At 40.3% G+C, this 19,974-nt stretch carries 19 protein-coding genes; 5 read left to right on the top strand and 14 right to left on the bottom strand.

What is annotated here, in order from left to right; genetic code table 11:
* Positions 1-76 precede the first annotated feature (76 nt).
* The 11 genes from DN064_RS00090 to DN064_RS00040 all read right to left on the bottom strand — a co-directional run bounded on the left by DN064_RS00090 (position 77) and on the right by DN064_RS00040 (position 10,489).
* Positions 77-556: a thermonuclease family protein gene (locus tag DN064_RS00090; RefSeq protein WP_115461338.1), complete on the bottom strand. Its 480-nt coding sequence runs from the start codon at positions 554-556 to the stop codon at positions 77-79.
* Positions 557-601: 45 nt separating this feature from the next.
* Positions 602-1,507 (bottom strand): hypothetical protein, encoded by a 906-nt coding sequence (locus DN064_RS00085; RefSeq protein WP_157962182.1) that lies wholly within the window; start codon positions 1,505-1,507, stop codon positions 602-604.
* A 10-nt stretch (positions 1,508-1,517) separates the two neighbouring features.
* The gene (locus tag DN064_RS00080; protein WP_157962181.1) at positions 1,518-2,768 is read right to left on the bottom strand and encodes a hypothetical protein; all 1,251 of its coding nucleotides are present in this window, start codon (positions 2,766-2,768) and stop codon (positions 1,518-1,520) included.
* A gap of 82 nt (positions 2,769-2,850) precedes the next feature.
* Complete coding sequence (locus tag DN064_RS00075; RefSeq protein WP_115460575.1) at positions 2,851-3,243, bottom strand: hypothetical protein; 393 nt, start codon at positions 3,241-3,243, stop codon at positions 2,851-2,853.
* Complete coding sequence (locus DN064_RS00070) at positions 3,240-3,776, bottom strand: hypothetical protein (RefSeq protein ID WP_157962180.1); 537 nt, start codon at positions 3,774-3,776, stop codon at positions 3,240-3,242. The genes DN064_RS00075 and DN064_RS00070 overlap by 4 nt, the downstream gene beginning before the upstream one ends.
* A 204-nt stretch (positions 3,777-3,980) precedes the next feature.
* Positions 3,981-4,646: a response regulator gene (locus DN064_RS00065; RefSeq protein ID WP_115461337.1), complete on the bottom strand. Its 666-nt coding sequence runs from the start codon at positions 4,644-4,646 to the stop codon at positions 3,981-3,983.
* Positions 4,639-6,324 (bottom strand): tetratricopeptide repeat-containing sensor histidine kinase, encoded by a 1,686-nt coding sequence (locus tag DN064_RS00060; protein ID WP_115460573.1) that lies wholly within the window; start codon positions 6,322-6,324, stop codon positions 4,639-4,641. Before DN064_RS00060 ends, DN064_RS00065 begins: the two co-directional genes overlap by 8 nt.
* A 65-nt stretch (positions 6,325-6,389) precedes the next feature.
* Positions 6,390-7,148, bottom strand: a complete 759-nt coding sequence (locus DN064_RS00055) for an SDR family NAD(P)-dependent oxidoreductase (protein WP_115460572.1) — start codon at positions 7,146-7,148, stop codon at positions 6,390-6,392.
* 797 nt (positions 7,149-7,945) lie between these two features.
* The gene (locus DN064_RS00050) at positions 7,946-9,223 is read right to left on the bottom strand and encodes a hypothetical protein (RefSeq protein WP_115460571.1); all 1,278 of its coding nucleotides are present in this window, start codon (positions 9,221-9,223) and stop codon (positions 7,946-7,948) included.
* A 325-nt stretch (positions 9,224-9,548) separates the two neighbouring features.
* Positions 9,549-9,869, bottom strand: coding sequence for a hypothetical protein (locus tag DN064_RS00045; RefSeq protein WP_115460570.1), 321 nt, complete (start codon positions 9,867-9,869; stop codon positions 9,549-9,551).
* 425 nt (positions 9,870-10,294) lie between these two features.
* Positions 10,295-10,489 (bottom strand): hypothetical protein, encoded by a 195-nt coding sequence (locus tag DN064_RS00040; RefSeq protein ID WP_157962179.1) that lies wholly within the window; start codon positions 10,487-10,489, stop codon positions 10,295-10,297.
* A 206-nt stretch (positions 10,490-10,695) separates the two neighbouring features.
* Here DN064_RS00040 and DN064_RS00035 point away from each other — a divergent pair, with 206 nt between their 5' ends.
* On the top strand, positions 10,696-11,301 hold the full coding sequence (locus DN064_RS00035; protein WP_115460568.1) for a hypothetical protein: 606 nt from the start codon (positions 10,696-10,698) through the stop codon (positions 11,299-11,301).
* Positions 11,302-11,532: 231 nt separating this feature from the next.
* On the opposite strand, the gene DN064_RS00030 is transcribed toward DN064_RS00035, so the two are convergent.
* The 3 genes from DN064_RS00030 to DN064_RS00020 all read right to left on the bottom strand — a co-directional run bounded on the left by DN064_RS00030 (position 11,533) and on the right by DN064_RS00020 (position 15,563).
* On the bottom strand, positions 11,533-11,850 hold the full coding sequence (locus DN064_RS00030; protein ID WP_115460567.1) for a GIY-YIG nuclease family protein: 318 nt from the start codon (positions 11,848-11,850) through the stop codon (positions 11,533-11,535).
* A 427-nt stretch (positions 11,851-12,277) separates the two neighbouring features.
* Positions 12,278-14,998: a phosphoenolpyruvate carboxylase gene (locus tag DN064_RS00025; RefSeq protein ID WP_115460566.1), complete on the bottom strand. Its 2,721-nt coding sequence runs from the start codon at positions 14,996-14,998 to the stop codon at positions 12,278-12,280.
* Between the two features lie 223 nt (positions 14,999-15,221).
* Positions 15,222-15,563, bottom strand: coding sequence for a hypothetical protein (locus DN064_RS00020; RefSeq protein ID WP_157962178.1), 342 nt, complete (start codon positions 15,561-15,563; stop codon positions 15,222-15,224).
* A 111-nt stretch (positions 15,564-15,674) separates the two neighbouring features.
* Here DN064_RS00020 and DN064_RS00015 point away from each other — a divergent pair, with 111 nt between their 5' ends.
* The 4 genes from DN064_RS00015 to DN064_RS00005 form a co-directional block, all read left to right on the top strand.
* Positions 15,675-16,472: a DUF481 domain-containing protein gene (locus DN064_RS00015; protein WP_115460564.1), complete on the top strand. Its 798-nt coding sequence runs from the start codon at positions 15,675-15,677 to the stop codon at positions 16,470-16,472.
* Positions 16,473-16,535: 63 nt separating this feature from the next.
* Entirely contained in the window at positions 16,536-18,302 is a 1,767-nt protein-coding gene (locus DN064_RS00010; RefSeq protein ID WP_115460563.1) for a tetratricopeptide repeat protein, read from the top strand.
* 193 nt (positions 18,303-18,495) lie between these two features.
* Positions 18,496-18,672 carry a hypothetical protein gene (locus DN064_RS14110; protein ID WP_157962177.1) on the top strand — a complete coding sequence of 59 codons (177 nt, stop codon included), beginning with the start codon at positions 18,496-18,498 and terminating at the stop codon, positions 18,670-18,672.
* Positions 18,669-19,974, top strand: a 1,306-nt coding sequence (locus tag DN064_RS00005; RefSeq protein ID WP_198659377.1) for a carboxypeptidase-like regulatory domain-containing protein, incomplete at its 3' end; no start/stop codon positions are given. The genes DN064_RS14110 and DN064_RS00005, both read left to right, overlap by 4 nt.

The raw sequence follows: 19,974 nt of genomic DNA, 5'->3' as shown, positions 1-19,974 counted from the left end.
ATTAATTAGGGGTAAATTATTTAATTAAGGAGTAATTTAATTACGGATTTCCGTAGATATTGGGTGAATAGAAGAGCTATTGCTTATATTTCTTGTTAGACCGGTACTGCCAGGGGGCAATGGCATGAGGGTCAGACCATAGGCCAATTTTTTGTGCGCGGGCCTCATCCTCTAATTGTTGAAGGCTAGCGTCGTTGGAATATTTTTGGTAATGCCAAGCCAAACCTGCCTTCAACAGTTCTTTACTTAAATTTAAATCTTGATCATAAATGATGTTGGCTACCAGCCGGCCATATCGGTCGGTCTTTATAACCTCAATACGCACGTTCTTGCTAAAAACAGCATCGGATGTAAACTGCTTGGCCTTGGTGGAAAAGGCTTGTTTGCGTTCTGGACAGTCGATATTAACAAGCCGTATTTTTACGGTGGTACTATCGAGTTTTAAAACCTTAACCGTATCGCCGTCTGTTATGCCAATGACTTTGGCGTTAAAGGATTGACTGTAACTAAAAAGAGTTGAGACAATTAGTAAGACAATTAGTCTTAGTGTTCGCATGATCATGATTGTAATTGGGACTTAATTTGGTTCTAATTACCGCATTTAATTTCTAAATAATAAATCTAAACTACTTTTTACACCGGTTAAATTATTAGAGGACTTATGAATTTTTATGGCATTTTTATCGATGCCCATCTCAAGAAACCAATCCTGCCAAAAGCGTCTCAATACTTTATATTCATTTGGACAGGGTTTTTTTGGTTCGATCCTAGTTCTTGATATGCAATCAGGTAGCATCTCTAACAATGTAATAGTTGTCTGTTTTGGTAATTTAATGTTGGCACTAACAATTTTATAATTTTTAGTTACATAAAGTTTCTCCCAATTTTTATTGGTGCGGAACGGATCCAACATCGGACCTTCCAAGTGACCTAGTTCATTACCTTGACCTTGAGGATTTTCATTGGCCATATACATATAACCATCTGTAAAAAGTATAATGTGGTTATTATAATTTTCTTTGAGGTAGTATTCTACACTATAACTAAAAAAGTCATAAATATTAGATCCAAAATAATTGGGGTTTTGTTGAAGTGCAATATCATAAACCGAATTGAAGGCCTCTAATAATACAGGCTCCTGGTCTTTTGGGAAATTTTTAATGTAGTATGCGAGTCTATTATTATAATCCATTTTAGAAAAATCAACTTCTAAGGAACTTGTAAGTTCTATTATGTTCTCATCTTCTAAATCCGGATAGAAAAGAATTGAAAATTTATCCTGAGAATAGATCTTTCCGCTTTTATATAGTTCTTCCACCTGTTTCTTAAACTTATTAACTAGATATTTAAGAAGGTCTATGTCTTTTTCACGTTGGTGATTTGCTTCTATGCGAGCAGATAAATCGACAAAAACAATATAGTTATTAGGCGTTGGCAGTTGAGCATAAGAACTAAACCCAAAAGTTAGAACGAATATGACGGATAGGAGATTTTTTTTTAACATCATTAAATATTAGTTAGTTGGCTTGAGCAAGTTCGCTTTCACTTATCTTGTTGGTTGTACTTAAAATTGAAGATGATTCCAGGAATTGGTTAAGTGAAGATTTAATTTCATTTATCTTACTATCACTTTCTTTTCTTGGGTAATTAAAGGTTAAAAATTGGTTCCATCCGATCGTAAACTCAATCAATGCTTGTCTTAACATTTCTACACCCCCAATTTTGATGAGCTTAATGGTTTCTCTTATTTCAGATATTTCATTGTTGTAAGAGCGAATTTGATCAGGAATTGTGTTGTTTTTTTCCTCTTTTAGCTCTTGGATTTTTTCTTTGAGTTCTTCCTTTTTCTGTCTTAAAAATTTGAGTTTTCTCCGCCATATTATTTCTGGGTCTTTTTTATCCCATTCTTTACTCATTTCATGTAGAATTAAACTCCAAACAATATAGCCCACAAAGCCTAGGCCTAGTATCAACAAAAATGCAGGTTCTTTATAAGAATAGGATAATTGTTCCATTAAACCCACTGGGAATTGTTCACCAAAAGGCCCGCCTTTTCCTTCCCAATTAAAGAGACGTTCTTCAAATTTTATAGCAAGAATTGTATCTAGAATCAAAACCAAGGATAAGAGTAAAAATATCCCGAACGCGGCTAAATATTTCTTTGATTTAGCCTTGAGTATATTTTCAAGTTTAATATGTATTAGAACGGCAATAGTTAGAAAGAGAATAGGTAACAATAAAGGACCTGTACTCAAGGAAGTACTGCAGCCACCATCACCTTTCAGCTCCGTTATTGAATTTAACACTGAGGGAGAACAACTAAATACTAAATCTGGAGGCAAATTTGACGGAATATCAAAAAGTACATAACCTAAATTGACGTAGAAATAGTAAATGAAGATTGTTAAAAATAAAACCGCTATTAGACAAACATAAAATACCCAAGGCTTAAATTTTTCTTCTGTAATGATCAAGTCTTTTGGATTCGTCCTCTCAAGGCTTTCAATTTCGTTAGATAGGTTATTCAACTCCTCTTGCTTATTAGGAATTGTAACGTTCTCAATTTTCTGTATGGCTTCATTACAGCTATCAATCTTTTTTTGCTTGGAAATTATTTTAGACTCCTTCTGTTTAATTTCCTCTCTTTGATCATCTGTCTGTTCATTCTTTTTAACAATGTGACCACTTTCAATTCTTTTTAGATGTATTGTATACATTTCTATGGAGCCTCTTGAATCAACGGATTCTTCCCTTCCATAATTTACCAAGGAATCTACAATGGTTCTGGATTGTTGTTCAAAGTCTAGATTATTCGACTGATTTGAATTACTGTTGAATAATTGTTTTAGATTACTCATGATCACTAAAGTTATTTTTTAAGAAGTCCTCAAATGTTTGGTCCGAAGCCACTGTTTCTCTTAGAAGCTGAAAAACTTCTTCATGTGCTTCACTTTTAAAATTCAACTTGTTTAAGTATTTGTAGAAAATCTGTTTCTCAGACTCTTCAATGACTTTATCTGCATAAATAACCGTCATTAAATCATACATAAAGTGTAATTTTTCTTGTTCGGTTATAGGCAGTATCAGTTCTTCTTTATCTGGATTTCTAATGATTTCTAGTAGATTTTCTTTCTTAATCCCTAGTTCCTTCGCTCTCTGGTTGATAATAAACAGTTCTCGACTATCGAAGAAACCGTCAGAATATGCAGTTGCAACTAGTGCTCGTAATTTTGATTCGTTCATAGTATGATTAATATTGTCAGTAAAAGAATTGCTAGTTTCAAAAAACTATTGGCAAAACACCAATAATTTGCAAGAACTTGAAGTGGGTTTGGAAAAGGCACGAATTTTTGATCTCTCACTTTTTTGGCGCCAAAACTCAAGATATAATGATATATAAATTCATGTGCGAATTTTGATAGCACAACTACATCTGTGTTAAGATTCTCCATCCCCAATTTTTTATACGCAGTTCGATTGACATGATGAATAGCATAAGGACCATAAAAGTTCTTATGACTTCCCCTAATATTATGTCGGCCTAATACCAAAAATGGGAACATTTGGCATCTATATCCTTTTTGGTAAAGCCATATTTTTTGCATTAGTTTCCATTCGTTGGATAGCATATAGTTTGTTTTTTGCTCATATGTAAAAGGTGTCAATCGTTTTTCTCTTTTCATCATTATAAGTTTCTCTTCGTAGTTGAATGAAAGAGGTTTTTTTGGTAACTGAAAGACTAGTTTAGTCGCCAGCAAAAGTCTATGAACATTCATAGCTGTAGTTTTGATCCTTGGTTCAAACCTAGTTTTTATCATGCTATGATCATTACGGCTTCCCGTAAAGCAAAAGACGCGTCTGACCGGACGCGCCTTTTATAACCTCATACTTAAGCACAAGTAGAGGGGCTTGATTAAATAGCATGTTAAAGCTACGTCTGGTCCAGGTGATTGTTTTACGGGATTCCGCAATAAATGCAGTTAAATCAAGCCAAGGTCTTTGGCCTGTGAAACCAGATGAATGGCATTTTCAGCCTTAAACTGTATACGAAGGCGGTTTAAGCGCTTTTCAATGGAGCTAAGGCTGCTGGGTTTAATAGCTCTGGTTTTAAAGTGGTGGCTGATCTCCTCTTGGGATTTTCCCTGAGATAGGAGTTTTAATAGAGTGATGTCGTAATCCAGGATTTCGAGGTCCTCTTTGCGGCTCATGGCGTCCACAATTTGTGGTGAGAGGTAGGTAACTCCTTTGCTGGTGTCCATTAAGGCAGATGTTAGTTCCAAAGAACCCCGGCGGTCTTTGCATACAAAACCATTAACCGCGCAGCTTTTTACCAGATAGCGGACCTTCTGCAGCTGGTCGTTCATGGAATACACAATAATGCTAATGCCTTTATCTGTGGCGCGTATGGCTTCTATCAAGTCCTCTCCTGAAGCCAGATGGGTGTTTCTGTAGTCTTTTTTAAAGCACAGGTCGGTGATGATTAAATCATAGGCATTGCCGTCTAAGAGGGCCCGTTTGTATTTTAAAAAGGCATCATCACAATACTGGACGCTGTCTATCTGGGATATTTTGTAAGAATGCAGCACCTTGGTAATGCTGTGTAAAATGGCGTCGTGGTCGTCTACAATAAGTACGCGCTTATACATAAATCTGGGCTTTAAATCCGTTTTGATCATTAGACTCAAAAGTAAAGGAGCCTCCAACGGCACGCATACGGTTTTCCGCATTTATTAATCCGGAAGCAGAATTTATGGGGCCTCCTTGCCCATTATCTGTATAGGACAAGCCTAGTTTTTTACCTTGTTCTTTAAAGCGCAGGCCCACAAGATTGGCCTTGCTGTGTTTTTTCATATTAATGAGTAGTTCCTGTAATACCTTGTACAGGGCCTCCCGTTTTAATGGCGGATATTTGTTCCAGTTAACATCAGATAAGCCATTAATAATAATGCGGGTGTCGTCATTGGAAAAATTATGTACGAGATCTTGTAGGCTATCTGCAAAATTTTCTTGTTTGGCTATTAAGGCATGTTCTTTTGAAATGTCTCTTGTTTTTACATAAAGGTCTTCCATATCATCCACCAGAGTGGGGTCTTCTAAATCCTGTTCTTCCATACGTGTCATCATTTGAAAGACCTCGTTGGCCACTTCGTCGTGGATTTGCTGTGAGATGCGACTCTCTGTATTCATGACTTCCAGCAGCGTTTTTTTTCTATTCTTAGCGCGTAGATAAAAATAAAAGAGTACCCCCCCACTAAGGAGAATAATTGAGATGAGAATAAAAATTAGTTTTAAACCTTGCTGCCGTTTTTGTTCAAATTTGGCCTGTTCGAAGTTTAATTGTGCCTCATTAGCATCAGCTCTGGCTTGCTCATTGCTATATTTGAGTGCGGCGTATTGATTTCTGTTGCGTTGTTGTAATGAAGTGATACTGTCATTAAGGACCTTGTAGCGTTGATAATTACTATAATTTCCTGTTTCTAATTGTAATTCTATAGCCTTAATAAGGCGCTGTGTATTGTTGGTTTTTAAGACTAAGGTATAGGCCCGGTTGGCATAATTTCTGGCCTGTTCCTGATTGTTTGTATACAGATAGGCGAGGGTGAGGTCTTTATAGCTTACAAACAGGCCTGTTTGGTAACCCTCACGTTTATTAATTTTAAGTGCCTTCTGCATGGTTGCAAAGCCCTCTTCTTGATTTATATGTACTTGTGCAAAACCAAGGTTGTTTAAAGAACGCGCTCTTGTTGTGGATGAGGTATCTCCTAATTCATCCAATAAGGCTATGGCGAGTTGAAAGTGTGGTATGGCCTCAGCGTAGTTTTTTTGACGCGTATAAGTATAACCTAAGTTATTTTCAATTATGGCAAGGTCTTGAAACCCTGTTTTAAAGTCTAAGGACTTATTATAAAAATTTCTGGATCTTTCATAATCTTTAAGTTCCCCATACAGCATTCCCAATTGGTTGTAAAATATAGTTTTATACTTTTTAACATCCCTTAGGCTGTCGGCCTGAGTATTTAAAATACGCAAAGCCTCTATTGAAGACTGTTCGGCATCATTTAAGTCTCCTATTTTGCGCTGGGCCTTGCTAATGTGCACAAGGGCATAAACTTCACCCAGAGGTACCCCGCTCTTCTGATAATCTAGCTGTACCTGTTTGAAAACCGTGTAGGCCTCAATAAGTTCTTTATTTGAATTGGGATCCTCAAGCTTAGCTGCGTAATGCAGAATGGTATCTCTGGGAATGACCTGTGCTGAGATGGTTGAAATGAAGGCTATACCCAGGAAAAAAAAGAGGAATGAAAAAAAGTGGGATTTTTCCATGGGATAAATTTAATTTATTCCGCAGTAGTTTGGTAAATAAACCTTCTTTAACCTCTTAAATAGGACTAACTTCTTAAATAACTCGCCCCATTTACATCAATAATAGCACCACTAGAATAGGCAGCGCCTTCTGAGGCTAAAAACAAAACCGCATGGGCTACCTCTTCTGGTTGGGCCATGCGTTTAAAGGGGGATTCGCGTAACAGGTTCTCGCGCTCCACTGGGGTGAGAGTTTTGGCTCCCATATCGGTTTCCGTAAAGCCCGGAGCTACGGCTCCCACATAGATTTGATAAGGGGCTAAGCGCTTGGCCAAAGATTGGCTCATGGCGTTTAAAGCCGCCTTGCTGGCACCATAAGCGGGTTTGGTGGGTTCTCCTCTAAAAGCTCCTCTGCTGGAGACATTGACAATACGGCCTCCACCTGTTGATATCATCTCCTTAGCGGCTAAATAGCTGAGGTTGGCGGGGGCTAATAAATTGGTCTGAAGCGTCTGCTCCCAGGCCCTGGACCAGTCGTCAAAATCCACGTCGTCGATGTCATGAGGTATGGAAATACCGGCGTTGTTTACCAGAATATCCAGTTTTCCATAAACTTTTATAAAGTCCTGGATCAGGGCTTGTTGGTCCTCCCTCGATGAGATGTTGTATTGGAACAGCTTGTGGCCTTCACCTTTTAGAAGATCTAGGGTTTCTTTGGCTTTTTCTGTATTACTCTTATAATTAATCCCAACCATGGCTCCGGCTTTGGCAAAAGCCAGTGCTGTGGCTTTGCCGATACCGCGAGATCCTCCAGTTATTAAGACATTTTTTCCTGTGAAGTTCATTTTTTTTGGTGGTTGATTGTGGTTTTAAAGTTAGGGATATTTGGTTTTTCTCTTTTACTTTTTTACTCATGTGATTTCTATTTTGATAAATAGGAATTCGTGAATATCTCACATCAAAGATGCTCGACATTTGCATCGCCCAAATTGGTGAATAACAGAGATCCAGTGGATGTCTGTTATGAGGCACCCTAGGGTGGGTCTAGCCAGCGTTTATTTTTGTTTTGTCCTTTTTTACTCATGTCAATTCTATTGCTATAAATAGGAATTCGTGAATATCTAACATCAAAGATGTTCGATATTTCCATTGCGGCAATTGGTGAATAACTGAGATCTAGTAGATGTCTGTTATGAGGCACCCGAAAAAGGTCTAGGCCTTAGATTTTCGGCGGTCAATAAAGATGCCATTTGCCTAAATAAAATGAACTCGCTAACGCTCAAACAGCATTTGATTTTTAACGTCATCTGGCATCATTGACACTCGCCTGCCAAATCAGAGGGCCTTGTTTTCCGGCGATGCCGGAATTAGGTTTTCTCTGCATACCCAATGAAAGGGATTTGGCCTCAGTTTTTTAGCGTAGTAAAACCAAAACGCTTGGAAGGGCATCGCTGGCGAGCATTGCCTAACGCAGTGTTTGCAATGCGCAGGATGACAAGGGTTGCCAGGTTTTCAAGCTCTAAAAGTGCAGCCTAGATTTTTTGTTTCTTTTTTATCAATGAAAAAAGAAAAGAACCAATAAAGATTCAACCGAATTTAAGAATACTGACCAAACCTTATACTTCACTTGTAATAAGAAGTCTTAGAAGGTTCCAGAACCCCTTTGAATTCGTATTTCATCTTTTGAATCAAAGTTTATCTTTTGCAATTCCTTATTAATTATCAATTTATCTTCTTCGTTATCTGAAAGATCCATTATAGCTTTCTTCATCTTATTTACATTATTCGTTTCTTCGAGTAATTCTGGATATTGTTCCCTTAAAGAGGCATATTGTTCTCTGAGCTGGTTGATTTCGTCTTGTCGTTGTAGATTGGCTCTTTTCGTCATTTCCTGCACATAAAGAGTTTTAAGAAGATTTGTAGCATCATAGCCTGTTGCTTCTGTAATGACATCATTTAGCACAAATTCATCTTTAAGGTCATCTATGAAATTATAGTTACCATTTACAGTTACAAAGGTTGAGCCATTAACCTCTGCGGAAACATCTAATTTCCTTGTTTTTTGTGTAATGATTTCAAGTCTTCCAATTACGAAAGCTTTATCAATAAACTCCATTTTGGCATTTGGATGGTCACTGTACAGCTGGACCAGTGCTTCTTTTCTTTGATCTGGCAGAGCAAAGAATAATTCTGCTAAGTCCGTTCCGTTCTCTGAGGACCACGTGAATTGACCTACATCCTCTATTTCATAAACAAATTTGGCTACATCCCCACTACCAAAGGCAGAACTCACACTGACGAAAGGTAAATTAACATCAGCATCGAAGGCTGTTTCACTTGAAAAAAGTCCTGATATTGTTTGCTTTAAATCTGGCAATGAGGTTCCACTTAATTTAGTACCAAGAACATTGGGATCGATTTTTGAAATAATCTTGCCTTCTTGATTGTAAATAACAATTGATCCTATAACAGAATTTAATCCGTTCAACTCACTACTCTTAACATAGCCATTATCTAATTTTAGCTCTGTAAACTTACGTTTAACCTTCTCGAATTCATCGGTAGGAACTCTTTCTGCAATATTCATTAAATCAATACTCGGTGTCAACTCACCTTTCGAAACTGTATATTTTTGTCTAACAAAGCCTCCTCCTTTCAGATATGCTCGAACAATTATTGTGTTTCGTTTTTTCTTATGAAAATTGATAGGGATAGTTTTAGATCCATCTATGTTCAAGGATCCCTTGGATGAAAAATTTAAACCTGGGGAAAGAGATTCTGTTGCTGAACCTAACCAGTACTCAAGTGTTGTAATAATTTGTTCAGTTCTATTTTTAATAGTAAAATCAATTTGTTTCGCGGATAATAAATTGAAAAAACTGACAAATAGAAATAGTGTAATAAGACTTTGCTTCTTCATAATTGGGTGTGTGTTAGAGGTTACTTAAATAAAAAAACACGCGGTAGTAGTATGCCCAATTAAGGGTTAAGTACTATCGTGCGTCAACAACGAATCGAGAAGATGATCCTCTTTAGAGATATTGCGTTGGTATCTCGTTTGTAAGAATGCTTGAAATTAGTAATTTCTGGTTTTAGTTTTCTACGTAGATCTACGTAATTTATTAACAGTGAGGTTGATAAGTTGTGGTTTTCTGTGAGATGTAGGCAAAAAAACTGCAGACCAGGAACTTAGTCCTGAAGTCTGCAGTCATGGGTTGTTATACCTAATTAGAAAGCAATCTAAACTAGGCTTTTATAGCGACGTAACGAAGACGCTGGTCGTCTCCTGTAAATAGTTGTTGATACAGTTCTGGTGCGGTTTCCAGCAGTTGGGTTTTGAGCTCAAAATAGATCTCGTGCCACTCGTCCTTTAGGCGCTCGCAGGCCTCTTTGCCGTTGCGCACCGATTTGGAAATACCGGTTCTCCATTTAATGGGAATGTTGTGCTGCATCTCGGCATACATACGTCTCACCATAGTAAATAAGCCCTTCTTTTGGACAGTTACCATTAAAGGGGTTTCCTTTTTAATCTGCTCGTGGAGTTGTAATAACTTCGTGTTGTCCATAATGCGAGGTTTTTAAATTCAATTATGAAATTAGGGGTATTTCTCTGGAATTGTTATGACAGAAAATGTCATTGGGAAATGATTAACATAGGGGGGGTGTTTTCATCTTGTACTTTTTTTCATTGCCAAAAAAAGTACCAAAAAACGCTAGCCTGCACCTTCTTCTTCACCCAGCATCGCTTTGTAAGGGTCGCAAACTGACCTCGGCCTGCGGACCTCAAACAAGCATTTTGCTCTTCCCCTTCCTTCAGCGGCTGTGTCCCGAAGTCGAAGCTGAGGGCAAAAGGTTCCGGCTGCGCCGGAATAGGGTTTGACAATTACGCTTCATTAATGATTTGTCATGCTGAACTTGATTCAGCATCTCATATGACATTCAAAAGGTCCCTCGATTTACTCAAGATGACAAGTTCAGAGCAATAAGAAGCTTATTTACCCTGCTTCTCTTCTTGCTTCATGGTAAAGTACATAAAAAACACCACCAGCCACATGGCAGCAATACCCATATAGTTAATGGCATTGGCCTCCCAACTGAGATCCTGGTAATTGAGGAGGACCAGATTGGCCAGCATGATGATCATGGCTGCTGCCATAATGAAGCGTCGTACGCGATTGATGTTCATCTTAACAGGATTATACGGCGAAGATAGCATCCTCCCTATCAAAATACCAACTTCTGGGAATGTTACTAAGATCCCGGTTCGACAAAGCGAATTACTATTGTAAGAAAAAATTTTGAAACGTTAATATAATAATTCGTACGTCTAAAAAAGTGGTGATAACAGCTGTTATTGTCTAGGTTTATACTGTTAAGCCAAATTCTACTATCATGAACAAATCAACCTATTTGGGGCTACTAGTTGTAATGGCCATTGCATTGGCATCTTGTACAGCAGACCCTTTTTTAGACCTGCAAGACCAAAGTAATTCTACTGAAATTGATGCGAAGGTAGAAACGGAATCTGAAACCGATACCTCCACAGAGTCTGACGATGGACCTTGTTTTACTACAAGTCTAATGGCCGGTCAGCATTACGAGTCTGGTATTGTATCGGTAGCCATTGAAGATGGCAATTTAATTATTACCTATAGCATGAACCCCGAGTGGACCATTGGCATTAGCCATTTGCAAGTGGGGAATTGCGAAGAGGATTGGGTGCCCCTAAATGGCGGTGGCAATCCACAAATAGGGCAGTTTGAATATACCCAACCCATTTCTGCTAGCGATACCGAGGTCGTCTACAGCATTAGCCTGGACGCGCTAGGAGATACCATTTGCTTTGCGGCGCATGCTGAGGTGGAAGGACCAACGGGTGGTGAGACCGCCTGGGCAGAAGGTGCGCAGTTTGAAGGTAACGGCTGGGCCATGTTTGTACAAACCGATCTAACCGAATGTGAAGAAACAACCGATCCCGGGGGGGGCGGAGCCTTTTAAAATATAGTTTAGTTCATTGTTACAATGAGCGGGTTAAGTGGAAGACGCATCTGTAAAGATGCGTCTTTCTAGTTGGTGCCAACAAGAGAGAACCCTCCAAACTATTAGTGTATTTTAATCCCTAGATGTTGATTAATAGCATCACGAAAGTACTGGTTTTTAAAGGGGTTTTACTACGTAGTTCTACGTAATTTTATGTTAGAAATTACCATTTGTCATGCTGAACTTGATTCAGCATCTCAACCCCTTACCCTTAGTATTCCAAAGGTCCTTCCAATCCGGATTGGTCTTTTCAATTAAATCTATTTTCCAATCACGATGCCAATTCTTCAATTGCTTCTCCCTGGCAATAGCGTCGTTTATAAACTGAAACTCTTCGTAATAGACCAGCAGATCTAATTTGTATTTTGAAGCGAACCCACTTCCTTTACCATCTTTATGCCGTTCCATACGGTCATCGATACCTCCTGTCACTCCTATGTATAAGGTGCCTCGAGGTTTATTTGTTATGATGTAAACCCAGTAATTATGGTAGGCTCTTCTGACCATAGCCTAAAGCTACGAATTCAATTTTGGATTCTTAGAGACCCTGAATCAAGCCTGCTTTGTCGATAGACATGTTCACGGTGATAAATATTGATGTGAAATAAATTTAAAAAACCGATTGTCATGCTGAACTTGATTCAGCATCTCATAAGACCCTGAATCGAGTTCAGGGTGACAATTAGAGTTGGTTTGTGCTTAAACTAACACCAGCGGATGTTCCGGCGCTGCCGGAATTGGGTTTATCTTCATGCCCGAAATTGTCACATCGAGTGATTCGAACAAAGAGAGAATTGTATCGAGATGTCTCTGGACTTAAACACTAAAAACAGTTCTCGATACAAACTGCCAAAGGCAGTTCACTCGAACTGACATTGGCAATCAAAAAAAGACGCTCAAAGAGCGTCTTTCCAAATCTAATTGTATTAAAAAATCAACCAGTACTTTTTAAACCTCCGGAAAGAGCATTGACATTCAGTAATAACTGAAGTAAATACTGATGACTTTGTGCTTCATCCTTATCCTTAACGGCGCGCCATTTCTTCAAGCGGTCCAGTTGGATGGTATGCAGCTTTTTAAGGGCGGCTTCACGCAGTTTGTTGTTCTGCATTTTGCTGATACGACGCTCTTCGGCCGTGGCACCCATGAGGTCTTCAATGCGTTGCAAACAGGTTTCATAATCTCCAAGAATCATGTCCATAAACTCCTGACGGACATCTTCCTCTTCCAGGAACTCAGCAAAGCACTTCATAATCTCCGCATCGGCATTTAAAAGATTGGACTCGATTTGAATCAATCGGTATTTTAAGAAAGGCCAACGGTCGGCCAGATCCTTAAGTATTTCAAAATCCTCCGGATGGGCTTCCTTAAACTCATTTAATGCGGCACCGGTACCAAACCAACCTGTTAGATTAAAGCGGGCCTGATTCCAGCTAAATACCCAGGGGATGGAACGCAAATCGTCCAGTGAACGTTGACCCGTACGTCGCGATGGACGGGAACCAATCTTACTCTGTTCCAACACATCAATAGGTGTTGCCTTGGTGTAGAAATCCATAAAACGCGGGTGGTCCAATAACTTTCTGTAATTACTACGTGCCATTTCCACCAGCTGATCCATGATGCGGTATAGGGATTCCGGTTTATTATTTTCTGGGTTAATGAGGGTTTGCTTGGCCGTACCGGCAATGAGCATTTCCATATTATAGGCCGCTGTTAAGCGGTTGGCAAACTGATTGGCAATGGTCTCACCCTGGATGGTAATTTTAATATGACCACTCATAGAACCGGCTGGCATACTCTCCAGGAAACGGTGGATCTTTCCACCACCACGGCTAATAGTGCCTCCTCGTCCGTGGAAGAAACAAAGGGCCACGCCAAACTCATTGGCGACCTCAGTGAGGTTTTCCTCGGCCTTATAAATGCTCCAACGGCTGGTCAACACACCACCATCCTTATTACTATCGGAATAGCCCAACATGATTTCCTGAGTAAACTGGTCTTTGGCCTCACGCTGTGCCACCACAACCGGGTGGGCTAGGTAAGCGCGTAAAATGTCCGGTCCTGCCTCGAGATCGTCCACGGTTTCAAGTAGTGGTACCACTGGTAAATGGGCATCGGTTAGGCCCACTTCGCGTAACAAGACATAGACCACCAAGAGGTCGCTCAAACTACGGGTCATACTCACAATCACTGAGCCAATACCATCGGTACCATAGGCATCCACATACTCCTTAACCACGCGAAGGTAGCCCAGGACATTATCCGCTTCCGGGCCGCAAGACACTCCTCCAACCAGGAAAGGGCGTTTGCTTTTTAATTCGGTATTAAGGAAGTCCAGACGCTTCTCTTCGGACCAGGTGCCGTAGTCGTGATCTTCCAAGCCAGAGGTGGCCAGAATCTGCGACATGGCTTTTTCATGGTAGGCAGAATTTTGACGGATGTCCAGCTTGGCCAGGTGGAAGCCAAAACACTGCACCAAACGCTCGGCTGGGAACAGCCACTGCTTGGCAATACGGGTTGCTCCTAATTCTTCCAGCAACTCACGTAGTTGTTTTAGTGCTTCAGACAGTTCAGAGGCTGATTTAAAATACCCCACCTCTCCCATTGAGCTGTCGTTATTCATGGTGTACTCCAAGCGCACCAGTAATAAGTTGATCAATTGTCTCAGGGGCTCAGATGGATTACGATCCATCGCCTCTTGTCCTTTAGCTCCTAGTTGTTTGGCGGTAAGGGCCAGGGTTTCCTTGATACCTTCCGGAATGGCCACCTGATATACCGAGAAACTAAGCTTAGCTGCCAAGTCCACTAATTGATCATGGATCATCTTTAGGGCCGCCTCACGGTGCAGAATCAGGGTACTCTTGGTGAATTCTGGGGTAACAAAGGGGTGACCATCACGGTCGCCACCAACCCAGCTACCAAATTGGGTCACCGGAAATTCTTCGGGCCATTGCAGCAAGTCTTCAGGGAAACCAGCATTGATCCAGGCATCCTTTAAACGCTCGTCGGTGAGATGTACCGCCTCTGGGAATACATTGGTGAAGTAGTGCATTAAATTGCTGCGCTCATCTTCCAAACGGGGTTTCTGTAAATAGATCTCCCCGGTTCGCCACAGGCGCTCCAGTAAACTCATGATCTGGTATTTTAACTGGTCCTGCTCATGACGTGACCAATTGGGATTTTCACTTTGTACCAAACAGAGGTACAGTTCGCGGTGAATGTCGAGCACGGTTAAGCGCTTGGCCTCCGTTGGGTGGGCCGTAAGCACCGGTGCTATCTTGATATTCTTTAGTTTAGCGGCTACCATTTCTGGGTTCAGACCGCGATCTTTCCACTCTTGAATGGTTTCTCCCCAGGACCCACGGGTAGACGATAGATCAAATTCTGTTTCGGACTTACGACGGTATTGGGTGGCCGCATTTTCTTCAGCCAGATTCAACAGCTCAAAACAAATACCAATGGCCTGCGATAGTTTTTCATCCGAATGAAAATGGTGATCGGTTGGTGCATGCCCATTAAAAGGTAGTTGATCGGCCAGCTCACCTTCTCCAATAGAATGGAGCATTTCTTTAAACAGGGTGACCAGATAGTGAAAATCGGTCTTTATTTTATCTAGTCCTTGGACGTCTAATTGTTCTTTACTTAGGTTCATTTAATTAGGATTTTAAATGGCATTTCAATTTACTTAATTCCGTAAGGAATGCTAGTCACAAAGTTTAAAATTCTAATGAATAGTTTTTATGACATTCATTAGGTTTTTTAAGGTAATATTCGTCTTGAAACCCTTATAAACAGTACGATAACGATTTCGGAAGTTTAAAATAGTTTTCGGTTAGGGCGTCATTTTTAGCCAACATACGACGGCATGGCCTCGCCTAGAATCTGGAGCTTAAAATTTCAATAAGGTTCTCCATTTTAGTCGTGAGGTCTTTAATGTTTCGGGCTTCTCCAGAAACACTAATGTCAAAATTATCGACCTGGCCTTTTTTCTCAGGTTCAGCTGCTGGGTTTTCGTATTTGACACGGAGTACCACTTCATCTTTTTTATTGAAGCTCTTAAAGTACTTATGGACATCCTTCCATTTGTACTTTTTTAGTTCTTTAAGGTTAGAAGATTCGATGAGGTATTCCTTGCTTTTTTCCTGGGCTTCCAATCCTTGAGGAACCATAGCGAGTGTTGTAAAGCAAATAAGGCTTAGTAAGAGGATTTTTTTCATATCAATGTTTGGTTAATAGTGCTCTTAAAAATACGCATTTTACTGAGCAAAGAAATAATTTTGATACTGTTGAAAATCCATTAAATTTAATCGGTAATATCCGAATGGATTATGAAAAAAATTCTGGTTTGTATTGTGATGACCGTGTTGGGTGTTTCCGTGCTCAGTGCTCAGGATAGCATTCCCGAACCAAAAACGGTGGAGTATTACAGCGATTATAAGTTTAAGGTCAGTCCCTTTTTTTGGTTTCTGGGCCTAAAAGGGGAAATTATAGCACCCCCTCAACCTTCTACCTTACCGGAACCGCCACCGCGTTATCAGGTGGACCTGAGCTTTAGTGATTTAAGTAGTTCCATTAGGTTTATCACCATGATGGGGATGGACTATAAGGGCGAACATTTTATAATCCGTGCAAACGTCACCTCATTGATTCTAGAGGGGCAAGCCATTACTCCTTTACAAATCATAACCGAAGGGGTTGATTACCGATTCACCTACCTTACTAGCGAAATTACTGGGGGTTATCGAATTCTTAAAAACCCCAAACTGGACCTGGATGTCTTGTTGGGTGTGCGTATGCTCTACACCAAAATAACAGGGGAAACGGATATCGTTGGGGTTACTTTTACTGGAGAGCGACAGGTGTTCTGGTGGGATCCTATTTTAGGTTTCCAAATTAAATACAGGCCTCACGAACGTTTGGAGCTCACTGGTTATACCGATTTTGGCCCCATACGCAATGTGGACTCCTATCAGTTTCAAGCGCAGGCCATCTATCACCTTACTAAAACTTTTAGTATGGCCCTAGGCTACCGAAATTACTACATCAACTCCGAGGCAGAAGAAAAGGAAACCATCTATAAAGGGCGCGTCTATGGTCCCTTTGCCCGTTTGGGCTTTCAGTTTTGAGTCTTGTAGCAATTAGTTGACGGATGGTATTGGCTTCAGTTCCCTTTTTCTATATTTGAAACCATGAAGCGTTGTCTAAGTTTGTTTTTATTTCTCATCGTTTGTGGTGCCTGGGCCCAAACAACGCTACAGCAATTGCAGGCTAATAGGGACGCTGCGCAAAGTAATCTGGAACAGGTGGAAGCCCTGCTATCCTTGTCGCAGTGGTACGAAAGCAAAGATCTGGATTCGTCGCGCTGGTATTTAAAGCAAGCTTTAGCGCTTTCAAAATTAGAACGATTGCTTGTAAAACAGGCCGAAGTGTCAGCGGCTCTGGGTTATAATTTTGTAAGGCAAAACAATCTTGATTCCGCCAAGGTATACTACCAGGAGGCCATGGAGCTGTATCGTGATACCGACAGTACCTTCCAGTATGCACGTAATACCATGCTAATGGGTAATATTAACCTGGCGCAAAACAATTACATTGAATCCTTGTCCTTTTACCAGCAGAGTCTTGAAATGGCCGAGGAGGCTAGCTTTGAGGCCTTATTACCCCATCTGTATAATAACATGGGCCTCTTATACAAGCAGATAGAAGATTATGACGATGCCCAGCTCAATTTCTCTAAGGCCTATGATCTGTTTCTGAAGCAGGACGATGAACCTAATTCGGTGTATCCATTGTACAATATAGCGCTGATTAATAGTATCCAGGGGAAGGATGACCAGGCTATTGAAGGCTATTTGAATTTAACGGGTTACCATTTAAAAAATGAAAACTGGCTGAGCCTGGCTTCCATTTACAATTCGGTCTCAGAAATCTATCTAAATAATGGTGAACTTGAAAAAGCGGAAGAATTTTTGGATATGGCCCTTAACGCTTTGGAGAACAAATCAGATTCGTTTAATACAGGCCCAAAATCCTTGAGAGCTGTGGAGGTGTATAGCAATGCTGCTGAGGTCTACTATCAGATGCAAGAGTGGGATGCGGCTGCCCAGTACGCTCACAAGGGACTAAAAATGTCCCAGGATAATTCCTATAAATTAAGTGCTTACAAGAGTGCTAAAGTTCTGGCGGATGTCTATGATGCTGAAAAACAGACCGACTCGGCCCTGCATTATTATAAGATTTACACCGATTTTAATCAGCAGTATCAAGATGAGAATGATGTGAAGCAGCTCACAACCCTGAAACTGCAAAATGAGTTTGATGCGATATTAAAACAAAAGGAGATTGACTTGATCTACAAGGAAGCGGCCTATAAAAACCGTGAGTTAAAGCTCATTGGATTTATTGTACTTGGGGTGTTCTTGGTAGCCATTCTGGTTCTGGCTTTTTTTAATCAGAAGAATAAAAATGCCAAACTTCAACTTGCTGAGGACAATTTAAAATTGGAGAAAAAGCAACTAGAACAGGACCTGGATTACAAAAAGAAAGATCTGGTCTCAAAGCTCATGTACCTGCTTGAAAAGAATGAGTTCATCACCTCCATTTCCAAACAGCTCATCGAATTAAAACCGGATGCTAAGAAGGACAACAAAGAGGTCATCCAGCAAATCATCAATGAGATTCGTATTAATTCGTCTCAGAAATTATGGGACGAGTTTGAACTGCGTTTTAAAGAGGTGCATATTGATTTCTACAACAGACTCAATGAAGCACATCCGGACTTAACCCCAAACGAAATTAAGATCTGTGCCTTCCTGAGATTAAACATGTCGTCCAAAGAAATCTCGGCCATTACCCACCAGAGTTTAAAGAGCATAAATATGGCCCGTTTCCGCTTGCGGAAAAAGCTGGATATTGATCGTGACGAGAATCTAATTGCCTATTTAAGTGGCCTTTAGGCAGCAATGTCTGAGCAATTATCACCTTTTTCATTAAACATTTTATCGTTTATAAACTTCTGTTATTCAGACAGATAAATCGCTTTGTAGTAGTTTTGTTCCCCTAAAAATTGCTTTTGTAGCACTATTGTAACTCCTCGCACCCCTTTCATACAGTCATGCTCTAATAGTTTAGCTGAAAATCACAAGCTAATTGAGCAAGTCCAAACATTCTAATAACAAAGCATCCAGTACTCCAAAAACGGAAGACCTGGATAAAGAACTCAGTGATCTCATTGAAAAAAACGAGTCGCTAAAAACGGGTATGGCCAAATTATTTAAGGGCATCCAACCAAAACCGAATACTAACAAATCAGATAAGACATCATGAAAAAACTCTACACTTTAATGCTTTGTACATGGTCCTTCTTTGCGGCCATGGCACAACACAACATCTTTATTACGGTAGAAGACGGGACCAACAATCCCATTGAAAATGCCGAGGTAACGGTAGATTCGCAGACGCTATCTACGGACGCCGATGGGATAGTTACCTTTTCCAGTTTGGCCGATGGCGTTTACGCTTATTCCATTGAGGCCCACTGTTACGAAACCGCTTCAGGGAGTATTCCTGTATCGGGGGCTAACGTTAATGAAACGGTAACCCTTAGCGATATGACCGCTGCAGCGGTATTTGTGTCGACCTCCAGCCATCCACTAATTGGATCCTGGGTAGACGGAGACATCACTATTAGCAATGCTGATAATACCTATAACTACTCAGTAACTGAGTTTGACAACATTGTAGCAGACATTGCCTTTGGTACTTACGATTACAGCTTTGTTAGATCAGGTGGATGTTATCCAGAAGTAATAGGAAGCATTACTGTAGACTGTGATGCTATTGATCCAATTTCATCCAACATCTTTTTAGGCATTGTAGCGGATCAAGCAGAGACCACTTCGGCAGCGGTATTTGTATCGACATCCAGCCATCCACTTATTGGATCATGGGTAGATGGAGACATCACTATTAGCAATGACGATAACACCTATAACTATTCCGTTACCGAGTTTGACAACATTGTGGCAGACATCGCCTTTGGTACCTACGATTACACCTTTGTACGCTCAGGAGGTTGTTACCCAGAAGTAACAGGATCTCTTACTGTAGATTGTGACGCCATTGATCCAATTTCATCAAATATCTTCTTAGGCATTGTTGCTGATCAAGCAGAAACAACTTCGGCAGCGTTATTTGTATCCACCTCCAGTCATCCATTAATTGGATCCTGGGTAGACGGCGACATTACTATCAGCAATGACGACAATACCTATAACTACTCAGTTACTGAGTTTGATAACATTGTGGCAGACATCGCCTTTGGTACTTACGATTACAGCTTTGTTAGATCAGGTGGATGTTATCCAGAAGTAACAGGATCTCTAACTGTAGACTGTGGCGCCATTGATCCAATTTCATCAAACATCTTTTTAGGCATTGTAGCGGATCAAGCAGAAACAACTTCAGCAGCCGTGTTTGTATCCACATCCAGTCATCCATTAATTGGATCATGGGTAGATGGAGACATCACTATTAGCAATGACGATAACACCTATAACTATTCCGTTACCGAGTTTGACAACATTGTGGCAGACATCGCCTTTGGTACCTACGATTACACCTTTGTAC

This window comes from Winogradskyella aurantiaca (assembly GCF_003362725.1).
GTDB lineage: Bacteria > Bacteroidota > Bacteroidia > Flavobacteriales > Flavobacteriaceae > Winogradskyella_A > Winogradskyella_A aurantiaca.
Note: the sequence above shows the minus strand (reverse complement) of the source record. Positions and strands in the feature narration are given on the sequence as shown.